This is a genomic window from Candidatus Saccharimonadales bacterium (genome assembly GCA_035697325.1).
In the GTDB taxonomy this organism is placed as follows: domain Bacteria; phylum Patescibacteriota; class Saccharimonadia; order Saccharimonadales; family Saccharimonadaceae; genus JALRBM01.
On the sequence record DASSDB010000001.1, the window covers coordinates 1 to 13,558 of the forward strand.

The following is a 13,558-nucleotide window of genomic DNA, read 5'->3' on the forward strand; positions in this document are numbered from 1 at the left end:
CTGTTTGGCACCTCGATGTCGGCTCATCACATCCTGGAGGGGGAGCACCTTCCAAGGGTTCGGCTGTTCGCCGATTAAAGTGGTACGCGAGCTGGGTTCAGAACGTCGTGAGACAGTTCGGTTTATATCCGGTACGGACGTCAGGAAATTTGAGAGGATCTGCCCTTAGTACGAGAGGACCGGGGTGGACGAACCTCTGGTGTATCGATTGTGGCCACCTGCTGCATTGTCGAGTAGCTATGTTCGGAATAGATAAGCGCTGAAAGCATATTAAGCGCGAAACTAACCTCAAGATGAGATTTCCCTATGAGGACACTGAAAGACGATCAGTTTGATAGGTGCAAGGTGGAAGTGTAGCAATACATGGAGCTGAAGCATACTAATAGTCCCATTGCCTTTTTATGTCCTTGTCACCCCTGTTATTGCTTGACAGTAACGATGGTGATGAGGTAGACTTGACTAGTAATTGGTGAGTATCACCAATCGTCGATTTTAACAATTGTACCAACGCTAGAGTGGACGTCGAGACGCCTTTCCTTACGAGGGAATGCATCTCGGTGCCCATGGCACTGAGGAAACACCTGTTCCCATTCCGAACACAGAAGTTAAGCTCAGTAGCGGCGATTATACTGCATTAGTGGGAAACTAGCACGGTGCCGAATTATATTAAAGCCATCCGAATAGGATGGCTTTAATCTTTGTGCAAAAACTACCATCGCTATATAAAAAACGCTCATGGTAAAATAAAAAAAGTGACTTTGACATGGATACCCAAACTAAAGGAAGTGATCAGTAAGTACCCTCAGTGGATTGTGGTAACCTCTTTCGTTGTATTCGTAGACCTCGTTATTTACTTGATTATTTTTCTACCCGAAAAGCATATTTCCTTTTCGTATGCGGGTAATACCTGTGTTTCGCACTTATTGCCGCTACCAGATCTATATAAGGCAAGCTCAACTTCCATGAGTGTGAAAGCAGAAGGCCGCGTAAGGCTTGGGGGTATCTCACTTATCTCAACCTCCATTTGCTTTACGGCAGCTCAAGCGCCAAAAGAAGGCCAAGAGAAGCTGGCAGTATCTCCATTTGGTGGCGTTTTTGCGAAAAAAACTTTCAATCTCTCTGTGCCATCCCCGCCAAAAGCAAGTGTTGAAGTGCTTTCAAAACCTCTTCCCGTCACAAAAAGTCTTTCATTGCCTCTTAGCAGTATAGATGGAGTCTTCTCCTATGCTTTAAAAGTTGGTGATAAAACAACAGGATGTCCAGTAGAAGACAAAGGAATTGTTTGTGATGTAGCCAAGCTTGGTCTCGCGCAGGGAGTCTCTTACGACATGACACTAAGTCGCTCCTTCAAGGGTAAAGATATGGATACTCTGGCCAAGCATTCTATACAAACGCTACCCGCTACTCGACTTATAAATAGTTCTATCCAGCCCGGTGAAGTTGTTTTTGCGAAGCCAAAAACTATTGATCTGGTTTTCGACAAGAGGCTCGTAAGGTATGATGTAAAGCTGTATAAAAAAATCGCAGATAAAAAAGAGGAGATTACCACACAAAGTAAGCTCAGCGATAAAGGTGTGACCCTCATACTTTCGCAAGATCTGCCCAGGGAATCTATATATGAATTAGAGCTTAATTCGATTGAAGCCATCGATGGCAGCGGGCTAGAGGACTCCGTTATTGTACCATTTACTACTTCCGGTGGTCCAAAAGTGGTTAGTATAAGTGCCAAGAAGACAGGTACCCCTGTAGGTTCTACAGTGACAATTACATTTGATCAGCCTATTTCGGGCCCTCAAGATACATCTAAGGCAATGAAACTAAGCGGAGGAGCTGCCTACGCGGGAAAGAACGCAAACCAGGTCTTTGTTTCGCTAAAAGATACGCCAAAGTGTGGCGACTACAGTATAGAATTCACAAACTCACTGCTCAGTAGTTACGACATTACAGGGGGCTCTTCCTGGAGTTTTCTAGGGAGGACTCTTTGCCATACCATAGGCACTATAGGGTATTCCGTGGCTGGGCGAGCCATCAACGCATATTATTTTGGTAACGGCCCGAAAACCATTGTATATACGGGGGCGATCCATGGAAATGAGGTCGGTACTAAGTATTTAATGGACCGCTGGGTGCAAGACTTAGAGGCAAATGCCCGTTCTATCCCCGCTGATAAATCAGTTATCGTGATTCCTCAGCTTAATCCGGACGGTGTCGCTGCGGGTACACGAACAAATCGCCGTAACGTGGATCTAAACCGTAATTTTGCAGTGAGTGACTGGCAGAAGGATATAACGGATGTAAATAACAAACCATTCCCAGGAGGAGGTGGTGAAGCACCCATGTCTGAGCCTGAAGTAAAAGCTATCGCATCTCTGGTTAGCCGCACTCGTCCAATATTTGTGATGTCGTTTCATAGTATCGGCGGTGTTTTAGCGGCGAATCAAGCAGGTGATTCTTCCTCAAGGGCAACCACCTACTCGCAGATGAGTGGGTATCGTAATACGACGGGCCGGACCGCTGAAACATTCGACTACTCAATTACCGGAACAGCAGACGATTGGTATGCGGAAAAACTCGGTATCTCAAGCGTACTCGTAGAATTAAGCAGCCACACCTCAGCTCAATTCGATCGTAATCAAAAAGCCTTGTGGCGTATGCTTACCATGTAGAGTATAGTGAAGCATATATGTGCGTTATGTGTTCGGTAAAGTATACGGCGGCTGGCTTGGCGGTGCTAGTTACGAGTAGTGGAATCCCTGTGATGGGAAATCTCGCAAGCGCTCAAGTTGACAGCGAGCAAGTTTCTTCTCAGCTATCCGAACTTCAGGAGACACCTAAGATATTGGCCTCAATGAAAGCACCAACACCTAAAGAGCCGGGATGGCTTGTCCAGCAAAATGCTGCCGAAGCGGCAGCGCGAGCAGTGGCCAGTAATAAGCCTGTAACAAAGACAGTCACCTATGATGTTACAACTAAAGGGATAATAACTGCTAATTTAGCCGAATTTAAAAATCAAACCAATGCTACCCTCAATGACTCACGTGGGTGGGCTCGCATGGGAGTAGCGTTTAAAGAAGTAGCAAGCGGGGGTATGTTTACGCTGGTGCTTGCTGAGGCGAGTCAATTGCCTTCGTTTTCTCCTGGTTGTAGCCCGGATTATAGCTGTCGTGCCGGCCGATACGTTATTATTAATCAGGATAGATGGATTGGTGCAACTCCTTCTTGGAATCAAGCAGGCGGATCTCTAAGAGATTATCGGCACATGGTTGTGAATCATGAAACGGGTCATTGGTTGGGCCATGATCATGAGTCTTGCGGAGGTGTAGGGCAGGCAGCACCTGTAATGCAACAGCAGTCAATCAGCTTGAACGGGTGCCAGTTTAATCCATGGCCTCTTGCAAATGAGCTTTGGTCATCACAGTTGGGGATTAACAGAAGATGACAATACCTCTCTGGATACGGTCAAGGTGGTTTCGGTTCGGAGCACCCGCGGGACTTATCTTGCTGGCTATGGGTGCGTACATTTTTTGGAGTGGTACGACATGGAGTGACTATCAGATGCATTTTACCCGTCTTCAAGATGAGGCGCGAAGCAAGATTAAGGGCTCTCTAGAGCTTAAAGTTGAGACAAATGAAGATCGTATGAAGAAGTTGGACTCATTGCGCAGCTCTCGTGATATACTTGCTGATGATAATTCTCTATGTCGAGTGAATATGTTAGTAGACTGGCAGAGTTTTATTGGAAACCTGAAGGATCAGAAGCAGAAGTGTAACGAAGTTCAGACAAAGCTAGTCCATCTTCGGGATGCCCTAGATAAGATAATCGAGTATCTTGAAAATGATCATATTCTTGCCGAATCGCTAGGCACAATTCCTGCTGGTGGTGAAATAGCTGAAGATGCATGGGTAGGGCAGCGGGACGGCTATCGGGCGGCCCAAAAGCATATAGCCGAGCGTACAGTGAGCAATGAATTTGCACCCGTAAAGCAGATGGCCGAAGAGAAGTTAAATGGGATTGTCGCCGCATGGGAAGAGATATTGGCTGCCCACGGGGCAAAAGATAAAGTTCGCTTCACAAAAGCTGTCGCAACCTTAAGCCAAGGCTATGATGCTTTATCAAATATAGGCAAAGTTTCTTCAGATCATTTTCAGGTGTTAGTTAAATCATTTGAAAATGATTACATAAAGTTATAGACCCATTACAGATAAAAATACGACCGATCTCGCAGATTCGGTCGTATTTGATTTGAATCTAATTTGGATCCAAACAGGCGCTTATTAATATTATAGCACTGTGAGGATTATTGCAATGATTTAATAAAATATAATAAAGCTCATGTAAATATTGACAAAAAGCATAAGAAATGTTAATATGGCTTATAACACATATCACGTGTGAGTTAACAGCAGAGATGAGACTCTGCGGGAGATATAACTATATGGCTGGAACACGCAAAGGTGGCCTTAAGGCTGCGGCTAAAAATGTATCAAAAGACCCGGATTTTTACGCTAAGATCGGCGCAAAAGGCGGTCGTAACGGGCGAACGGGAGGCTTTGCTGCCAACCCTGCGCTAGCGCGAATCGCTGGCGCAAAAGGCGGTCGTATCTCACGCCGTAAAAAAGCTGTTACTACGGTTGCGTCTGAAGAGCAAACTCAGGCTGCTGCCTAATCCTGTAAATCCAAATAAAAACACTCCTATATAGGAGTGTTTTTAGGTTGTTAGGGTATAGCGCCTTAGCGCGCATAGGCGCGCCTCATTTACCCGCCAAGAGGTTCCACATGCGACACACTTGTAAATATTCGGGCTTATCTGAATACCTGTAGAGCTGCAAGTGGTGCAATTACTTCTAGCATGTAACCAGTCTCTATAAGTATCGAGAGCTTGTTCAACTATGTCATCCTCTATGACAATGACATACTCTTTCGAAAGCCTATCTCTTGCGTATTCCCACGCCTCACGCTCCATTTCAAGAAGTTCAACATCCCTTGAATAATATCGATGTCCTAAAATCGCATGTGCTAGCTCGTGAAGTAACGCAACCGGGTCTTCCTCTCTTCCATAAAAAATAGTCACACTATCCGGAGACCATTGAAATGCCTCTCCAGCCTGAAAATGAAACAAAGGATAGTTTTTCTTAAGTAAATTAATGAGAGAGTGCATCGACCCCATAGTAATAACCTCCGTAAATAACGGCTTGATCTGGGTGGGTTGCCTCAATAAAACGAGGGCAGGGGATATGCGGAGGTAACTTCTCTTGCAATATTCCTTCCAACTGAGGCCCAAAGTGAGAGAAAAAAGTCCCTACGCTTCCGCCAATCACAACAACCTCCGGCTGAATGACAGGTATCATAGCGAGAAAGCCGCGGCTGATACGGTTGGCAATCTGGTACCAAGTACGTCCGTCTGTAATGTCACGCGCATATTTGCCATATGTATTGTGGATGGCTTTCCCAGAGGCAAAGGTTTCCCATTCGCGTATAACTCCATCAAACTCTACCATAGTGCGCCCTCCTTCGCTTAAGCGAAGACCAGGGTCAATCTTACCGTTTGTTATTATGCCCGTGCCAATTCCTGTACTGATCGTGACATACAAAACAGATACAGGAATGGGATCAAGCGTCCGAGCTTCAGCGAGACCAGCAAGATTCGCGTCATTTTCGATATAGACAGGCACTCCCTCGAGTACTCCGGAAAAAGCGCTGTATGCATCAAAGTTTTTCCACTTAAGGTTGTTGCACCATATAGCAACACCTTCCTTCACGATTCCCGGAAGCGCAATAACAAGCGCGTCGACATCAGATTTGCCGTAGTTTTTCTTAAGCGTAGAAGTCAGCAGCTCGACGTATTCTTTTTGAGACTTAGGAGTTGCGAACCGTATGGTTTCTTGCACCTGACCATGGGTATCAAAGCTTGCAACAAGCGTCTTCGTACCCCCTGTATCTACCGCCACTATCATATGATTTAGTGTACCATATCCCTGTAACTTGCATGGAGGGTAGTTTAAATGTTATAGTACGGAAAACAGGGGAGAATATTATGAGAAGAACGGGTCAGGGTGGCTCACTACTTGGATTTATTATTGCTGCTGTCGTGTTGACGGCACTGCTGGCGGGCGGTGTGTATCTTGTACATTTACAGAGCTCCTCAGCTTCACAGCCATCTGAAAAGCCTCAGGACCAGCCCGTCAGTTCACCTCCTTCGTCCGACGGCGATGAAAAAAAGCCGGACACTCCAACCCCTCGGCAGTCAACCCCAACTCCAACTCCAACTCAGCTTCCATCGGCCAATCCTGAGTCACATCAGCTTCCACAAACGGGTCCCGAACAAACGTTCGCCACACTAGTTGGTCTGACGATTCTTAGCGGAGTCCTCGTTTCCTACGTGCGCTCCCGTCGCACACTGGCCTCTCTTTGACTTGTCTTTCCATCTGAGGTACAATAGAGGTAATCTAGGAGCATTTTACTTCCAGGAAGTATAGCTTCAGAAATACAATTTAAGGAAGGAGTCTTATAAAGACTTATGGCAACTAAAGCCTCAATAACAATGGATGACCTGCTGGCTGGCGCTGATGAAAGCGTAAAACAGCTTACCGCAGGCGAAGTAATTACAGGAAAGGTACTTTCGGTTCGGAAGCACGAGGTGCTTATTGATCTTGGAGCACAAGGTGTAGGATACGTTCCTCGCCGCGAAGTTGGATTCTCGAAGAATCTTGCTCAGGGCGATGAAGTGACCGCTAGTGTTGTAGATGCAGAACTTGAGAATGGCTACTCACTCCTTTCACTCCGTAAGGCCGCTAAGGACCGTGGATGGGAAGAGGTGGCAGCTAAGCTCGAAAGCGGCGACATCATCGAAGTATCTCCATACGATGCAAACCGTGGTGGTCTGCTTGTAGAATACGAAGGCGTTCGTGGTTTCCTGCCTGTTTCGCAGCTTTCTGCTGAACACTACCCACGTGTCGGCTCAAGCGATAAGGATGAAATCCTCCAGCGTCTTAATGCGCTTGTTGGCCAAACCCTCAAGGTTCGTATCCTTGATAGCGACCGCAAGGCAAACAAGCTTATCTTCAGCGAGAAGGAAGCAATCAAGGACGGCCTCGCAACCCGTTTCGCACAGCTTAAGATCGGCGACAAAGTAACGGGCGTTGTTACCGGTGTTGTTGACTTCGGTGTATTTGTAAACGTCGAAGGTATTGAAGGCCTCGTGCACATCTCTGAAATCAGTTGGGAGCGTGTAAACAACCCAGGCGATTACGTAAAGGTTGGTCAAACTATTGAAGCAAAGATTATTGCTATCGATAAAGATCGCCTCAGCCTGAGCATGAAGCAACTTACCCAGGACCCATGGCTCGACGAAGTTGAACAGTTTAAGCCAGGTGATAAAGTTGAGGGTACCGTGACGCGTATCACGCCGTTCGGTGCATTTGTACAAATCAGCCCAGCCGTCGAAGCTCTGGTTCATATCTCTGAACTTGGCGACGGTAACGACGTAGATCCTGAAAAGGTATTCACGCTCAACGAGCGCAAGAACTTTGTCATCCTTGACGTTGATAAAGAAAACCGCAAGATCTCACTAAGTCTTGCAGACAAAAAGAAGTAAGAATCTCTTAGTTAAAAAGAGTTGTTCGTCCTCATAGAGCGTGTGACGGGCAGAAAGGAGCATATATGAGCCAAGAAAAGGTACTTGTTATCGCCGACTCGGTAACGGTAGGTGAGTTGGCCGAAGCCCTTAATCTGCCTATCACAACGCTTATTGGGGAGCTTTTTAAGAACGGAATCGTTGCGACGATCAACCAACGAATTGATTTTGAAACAGCCACCATTATTGTCGAAGAGCTGGGGTTAGACGTCCAGCTCCAGCGTAAAGAGTCTGCTAGTGGTGTTGAGCGTAAAAAACATGAGCTTTCAGACAAAGCAGTTGACCGGCCGCCGATTGTTGCCGTAATGGGCCACGTTGATCACGGAAAGACCAGCCTTCTTGACGCCGTCCTTCACACAAAAGCAGTTGAAGGAGAAGCGGGCGGTATCACTCAGCACATCAGTGCATACCAAACAGAGCGCAAAGGCCGTTCCATAACCCTTCTTGACACACCAGGCCACGAAGCCTTCGCCGCACTTCGTCAGCATGGTGCTACGCTTACGGACGTCGTTATTATTGTTGTCGCCGCCGACGATGGAGTGAAGCCGCAAACCGTAGAAGCGATCCGTTTTGCTCAGAATGCAAATGCGAAAATCGTTGTCGCAATCAACAAAATTGATAAAGATACCGCCAATCCACAGCTCGTAAAAACCCAACTTGCTACCGAATATGGTCTTAACCCTGAGGAATGGGGTGGAGATATAGTAATGGTAGAGGTAAGTGCCAAAACCGGTCAAAATATCGACAAGCTTCTTGATATGGTTCTCCTTGTTGCTGACCTTGAAGAGCTCAAGGCGGATGTCCATGTGCCTGCCGAAGGGCTTGTCATAGAGGCACACATGGAAACAGGTCGCGGTGCCGTTGTTGGGCTCCTTGTCGAGCAGGGCGAGCTCAAACCAGGGCACTTCCTGGTTGCAGGTACGGCATACGGTAAGGTCCGTACACTTAATGACTTTGCCGGTAAAACTATCCGCGTCGCCGGCCCTTCAACACCAGTAACAGTCACTGGTTTCAAGGAGCTTCCTCAGTTTGGCGACACGTTCTCAATCGTAAAGAACGAAAAAGATGCTCGTCATCAAGCTGAAAAAACACGGCAAGAACGCGAGCGAGAGCGAGCGAGCACGAATGTTACCGGAGCAGACCTCCTCAAAATGATGAACCAGCAACATGATGCTAAAGACTTCAATGTTATTATAAAAGCCGACGTACAAGGCTCACTCACCTCTGTTATTGATAGTCTTAAGCTTGTTGAAACAAATGGCGAGATCACGCTGAGGATCGTCGGAAGCGGTGTAGGCAATATTTCTGAGAATGACATTCGTCTCGCGGCAAATGAAGAAACCATCATCTATGGGTTTAATGTTGAACTACCACCAGCTGTTAAGCGCCTCGCAATGCGCGATAAAGTACAAGTCCGTCTCTATAAAGTTATCTACGAATTGCTTGATGACGCTAAAACTTCCATGGAGAATCTTCTTGCGCCAGAGGTAGTGGAGACAGAAGTCGGCCAACTGACAGTTAAGGGTGTCTTCCGAACGCTTAAAGATGTAGTAATTGCCGGCGGCGAAGTGACAAAAGGCAAGGTAACTGCCAATGTGTTGGCTCGTGTAAAACGAAACGGTGAACAAGTTGCCGAAGTTGAAGTCACCAGTGTCCAGCGGCAGCAGCAAGAAGCCAAAGAGGTGTTTGAAGGTGAGATGTGCGGTCTTAGCCTTGAGACAGATAAAAAAATCCTCCTAGAAGTAGGGGATACACTCGAATTCTTCACGCGTGAACTTGTAAAGCGCACACTTCAATAAACGATTCAGTTGATAATCTAGCAAAACGGGAATTATCCCGAGCGAGTGGTCACAGTTCATGTACTCTAGGAGTACAGATCTATGCCACCCGCTCGGGGATCCCTACATCACTTCACCAGGTCGTTGACCTTGCGCAGCGCGACCATGGTCTCCTGGAGGTTCTTGGGCCTCGGGAAACCGTTCCTCACTTCGCGCAGTTCGGCGGCCACCTTGGCGACCTCGGCCTTCACCGTCGCCTTGTCCACCATGTTGGTGGGGGCAGTGGTGACCTTGGCCGCCTTCAGCTGCTGCGCGAGCGAGCCGGACTTGTTCTCGTCCCTCTCGTTCGTCAGTGCCGTTTCCGCGGCGGTCTTCGCCGTCTCGGCGGTGACCTTGGCGGCTTCGGCGTCCTTCAGCTTCTTCGCGAGCGAACCGTCCTTCTTGTCGTCGCGCTCGCTCGTGAGGGCCGACTTGGCGTCGTCCCGCTCGGTGGTGAGCGTCTTGACCTTGGCCAAGGCGTCCACCAGGATCTGCGGCTTGCGGTGCGAACCGTTCGGGTCGTCCACGATCGCCCAGTTGCCCAGGCGGGGGTGGTTGCCACCCTCCATGATGAGGAGGGCCAGCTCCGAACGCTCACCGGCGACCTGCGGGCTGAGCCCGTTGGTCGTGGTGATGAGGTCGATGAGGCCGTCGACGCGAGCAGCGGTGGCGTTGGTCACGAGCGGACGGATCCGGTCGATGACTGCCTCGACTGCCGGGTCGGGCGTGGTCGAGCCACTCCCGAGCTGCCGGGTACCACCGTTGTTGGCGGTGTCCTGGAGCTTCTTGAGCTGCGCCGCGAGCGAGTCCTCGTTGTCCTCGTCCGTGACCTCGTCGTAGAGCTTGGCCTTGCGGGCCAGCTCCGGGTCGGTTCCGGCCTTGATCTCCTCGCCGTTGTTGTAGGCGGCGAGGAGCTTGCGGGCCGTGGGACCGTCGATGTTCGTGAGGATGGAGGGGAGCATGAGCTCCACCACCTGCACGATGGCGACGGTGTCCTTGGTCGAGTTGGTGTCGGCGACCTCCAGGAGCATCTCCTCGATCCGGCTGAGGGCCGCATCGACGGCCTCCACCTCGGTGGAGTCGATGTTCATGTCGGCGTCGTAGCCACGCTTGGCGTTGAGCGCGGTGCGCATGGCAGAACCCATTGTAATGCTCGCAATCTGCCCCGAATGGGGCGGTAGACGGTTGGATTTCCGTCCCACACCACTCGAGTAGGTGTGGGGAATGCATTGGTTATAGTTATAACATAGCCAACACATTTCCCACACCCACGATTGTGGAAGGTGAATAATGTGATTGTAGGGATATAGTGTGCTCATAACTCCGCAGAGGAGTTTGTGCTACACTATCAACTAAATCGTTTTTAATGAACGTTCTCTATGAGGGAACAATATGTAGTATATCATTTAAATGACTAAATGTCAATGTACTTGTATAGTGCCAAGACCCGTTATTGACATTTATTATCTTTTGTGCTATAAACAAAGCAGAACATATAAAATAGTAAAAACAAAAATAGTAAATAATTAGGAACACCATGAGTAGTCCAGATCACGGTCCATCAGCACCAGACAAATTATATGATTTTCCAGAGCGAAGGAACCTCCCTCTTCCTTTCCTCAATCCTGAGGCAATCGAACTTCTCCGCAAAAAGCAGGCCGAACTTATTCATGAAGCACAAAAAGATATCGATCCTATGACGGATAGGGCGGCCTATGATCAGGCTGAGCAAGATGCTTATGCGCAGTTTGGATCTCTGGCTGAGCAATACCTCGAAGACTTTGGTGTTGATCGAGCCAGAGATCCAAACTGGCACAGATACTTAGATATTTTGAGCGAAAACTCCGTAAATAACATGGGTGATGACGAGTGGCTTGTAGGAAGGTCCGCGGCTCCTGATGGAAGTGGTGGTACGGTGAGTGGCCGTGACCGAGCCATGAACTCGTACAATGATCTTCTTCAAGGGATGAACGATGAATACGAGGCCGCTATTCATGCAGTGCCCGACCCCGAACCAATACTACCTCCCGAACCTGAACCTGAGGACCCTGATAAGGACAAAAAGAAGACGCCGGAAGAAATTAAAAATACAGTTGATGCTAACCCTGCGGTTCAAGCTGCTCGTCAGAATGTCGACAATCTTCGTTCACGGTTAGCTAAACTCTCTGCTAAGCGCCAAGGCCGGTTGTTTAACCGTGAAGGCGGAAAGTTACAGGAAGAATATGATGAAGTTGAGGCGCAGTACAAAAAAGCCATCGCATTACTTACTCGTATTGAGCTGGATGCTGAAAAGACCGCCGGTCGAGAACTGAGTGAGGACGATGAGCGAACGGAAGCTGCTTTTAGGGTCGTGAAGCAATTTCATGATCTTCAAGCTGAGGCAGTTGAGACGCTAAAAAACACCAAGGTGGGTAAGATGATCACCTGGCTTACAACCGGTGGTACCGTAAAACGTCTCGCTAAGGGGCTTCTTGTTGGTGGTGCCGTAGGTGCTGTGGGTGCTGCGATTACTACCTTTACTCTGGGCACAGCCGGTGGTGCTGTTGGTGCCGGACTCGCCTTTGCGGGCACCAGGGCCGCAGCGTTTGCACGTGGATTCGCTGCCTATGATAATAAAGAAGGCCGAGGTATGGGCATCGTTGATATTGACGATAACGATCCAAATAGTGCTTTTAGCCTTAAGACGATGAAAGAATCTGGTGCGGAAGGCAAGTCGCGCGATGAAGCAGTTGATCTTGTTCACCGGCATTTGATGGCCCGCCTGGAAAACGATACGAAAGTTGAACAAGGTAAGCGTCGAAAATCTACTTTTAAAGCTCTGGGAGTTGTTGCCATCGGTGCGACGCTCGCAGAAGGCATTAACCTTGGTGTAAACGCATTTACGGGTCACATCAAAGGAGCCCACAGCCTAATAGCTGGAAATCCTGATGTCCATGCACAGTCTGCCGCAGGCCCTACTCCTCCGGTTGAGGTTCCAAAGCCCTCCGTATCCGAAACAGTATATAGTCCTAACGCTTTAAATATCAAAGCCGGTGAGGGTTGGTATCAAACGTTTAAGGATATGGGCATCCCTAAGGATCAGTGGCACGATCTTCTTGGCAAGGTTGGTCCTCAGCTCCATGATGTCCAGGTTGATGGTCACCCTTTGGCGTATCGTATGCCTAATGGTGATTGGGGTATTCGTATGACCCCAGATGGCCATATGCCAAAATCCGCTCTCGATCTCATTTCTCATGCACATGATCAAATGAACGGTACGCCTACTTCAACAGGAGCCGGTATCGAAACTTCAACTGGATCAACTCCAAGCGGTTTATCGGTTGCTGAAGCTGCGCAAAATGTAACGCCGGATGCGCCTGCGAGTGTTGATACTCTGGCAGCGCCAGCCGATCGTGGTGGTATTCAAAACATCATTCATAGGCAAGTCATTCAACCCAGTGATATCGAAAGTAACCCCAACTTTAACACCTTTACGCATGTACGTGGTATGACCCCTGAAATGATGGGTCAGCACCTTGGTCTCCGTGCCACTGAGTGGGACCAACTTCAAGATTACATCGCTCATCAGGTTACGATCGAGCATAATACACTCTATAGTAACGTGTTTACGGTAAATCCAGATGGCTACTTGAGATTTACAACCACCGATATTCCGCCCGCAACAATGGCTGATATACTGAATAACGGTATACCTGCTGGTGTTCGCGCCCGGTTATAGAATCTAACAACGTAGTAAAATAAAAAGAGGGAAATGAAATGGCAATACAAATCGACGATAACTTCATGAGCGACTTAGGGCTTGCAAACGCATCCGACGATCAAAAGCAGGCACTCATGACACAGATTCTTCAAACACTTGAAATGCGAGTAGGTACTCGACTTGCAGAAGAATTGAGCGATGAACAAATTGATGAGTTTGAACGACTCGCTCCAGCGGAAGACGATGCGCCTGAGGTTGTGGAACAAAAGCAGACTCAGATGACTGAATGGCTTAAGGCGAATCATCCCAATCATGAGGCTGTGATTGCTGAGGAGCTCGATACTCTAAAGGGTGAGCTTGCTACAAGTCTTCGGGATGTCTTTGACACAGAAGCGCACTAGTTGCTA

The 13,558-nt window shown here is 48.3% G+C and carries 11 protein-coding genes and 2 rRNA genes; 11 read left to right on the forward strand and 2 right to left on the reverse strand.

Features of this window, described 5'->3' with window-relative positions:
- From VFH06_00005 to VFH06_00030, 6 genes are all read left to right on the forward strand, one after another.
- A 23S ribosomal RNA gene (locus VFH06_00005) occupies positions 1–404 on the forward strand; the annotation flags it as partial.
- Between the two features lie 149 nt (positions 405–553).
- Positions 554–662, forward strand: a 5S ribosomal RNA gene (gene rrf, locus VFH06_00010).
- Positions 663–962: 300 nt separating this feature from the next.
- Positions 963–2,666: a M14 family metallopeptidase gene (locus VFH06_00015; protein ID HET6746477.1), complete on the forward strand. Its 1,704-nt coding sequence runs from the start codon at positions 963–965 to the stop codon at positions 2,664–2,666.
- Positions 2,667–2,683: 17 nt separating this feature from the next.
- Positions 2,684–3,439: a DUF3152 domain-containing protein gene (locus VFH06_00020; protein ID HET6746478.1), complete on the forward strand. Its 756-nt coding sequence runs from the start codon at positions 2,684–2,686 to the stop codon at positions 3,437–3,439.
- A complete protein-coding gene (locus tag VFH06_00025) occupies positions 3,436–4,191 on the forward strand; it encodes a hypothetical protein (GenBank protein ID HET6746479.1) in 756 nt (251 codons plus the stop codon). The genes VFH06_00020 and VFH06_00025 overlap by 4 nt, the downstream gene beginning before the upstream one ends.
- Before the next feature lie 245 nt (positions 4,192–4,436).
- Complete coding sequence (locus VFH06_00030; GenBank protein ID HET6746480.1) at positions 4,437–4,667, forward strand: hypothetical protein; 231 nt, start codon at positions 4,437–4,439, stop codon at positions 4,665–4,667.
- 475 nt (positions 4,668–5,142) lie between these two features.
- Here the strand turns inward: VFH06_00030 and VFH06_00035 are convergent, their stop codons facing one another.
- Positions 5,143–5,955 carry an ROK family protein gene (locus VFH06_00035; protein HET6746481.1) on the reverse strand — a complete coding sequence of 271 codons (813 nt, stop codon included), beginning with the start codon at positions 5,953–5,955 and terminating at the stop codon, positions 5,143–5,145.
- Between the two features lie 80 nt (positions 5,956–6,035).
- On the opposite strand from VFH06_00035, the gene VFH06_00040 reads away from it, so the two are divergent.
- The 3 genes from VFH06_00040 to infB all read left to right on the forward strand — a co-directional run bounded on the left by VFH06_00040 (position 6,036) and on the right by infB (position 9,433).
- Positions 6,036–6,413 carry an LPXTG cell wall anchor domain-containing protein gene (locus VFH06_00040; protein ID HET6746482.1) on the forward strand — a complete coding sequence of 126 codons (378 nt, stop codon included), beginning with the start codon at positions 6,036–6,038 and terminating at the stop codon, positions 6,411–6,413.
- Positions 6,414–6,518: 105 nt separating this feature from the next.
- Complete coding sequence (locus tag VFH06_00045; GenBank protein HET6746483.1) at positions 6,519–7,595, forward strand: S1 RNA-binding domain-containing protein; 1,077 nt, start codon at positions 6,519–6,521, stop codon at positions 7,593–7,595.
- Positions 7,596–7,660: 65 nt separating this feature from the next.
- Positions 7,661–9,433 (forward strand): translation initiation factor IF-2, encoded by a 1,773-nt coding sequence (gene infB, locus VFH06_00050; protein HET6746484.1) that lies wholly within the window; start codon positions 7,661–7,663, stop codon positions 9,431–9,433.
- A gap of 107 nt (positions 9,434–9,540) precedes the next feature.
- Here the strand turns inward: infB and VFH06_00055 are convergent, their stop codons facing one another.
- A complete protein-coding gene (locus VFH06_00055; protein HET6746485.1) occupies positions 9,541–10,584 on the reverse strand; it encodes a hypothetical protein in 1,044 nt (347 codons plus the stop codon).
- Between the two features lie 404 nt (positions 10,585–10,988).
- Between VFH06_00055 and VFH06_00060 the strand changes: the two genes are divergently transcribed.
- Positions 10,989–13,169 carry a hypothetical protein gene (locus tag VFH06_00060; protein ID HET6746486.1) on the forward strand — a complete coding sequence of 727 codons (2,181 nt, stop codon included), beginning with the start codon at positions 10,989–10,991 and terminating at the stop codon, positions 13,167–13,169.
- Between the two features lie 38 nt (positions 13,170–13,207).
- Positions 13,208–13,552: a DUF5663 domain-containing protein gene (locus tag VFH06_00065; protein ID HET6746487.1), complete on the forward strand. Its 345-nt coding sequence runs from the start codon at positions 13,208–13,210 to the stop codon at positions 13,550–13,552.
- The last annotated feature ends 6 nt before the right edge of the window (positions 13,553–13,558 follow it).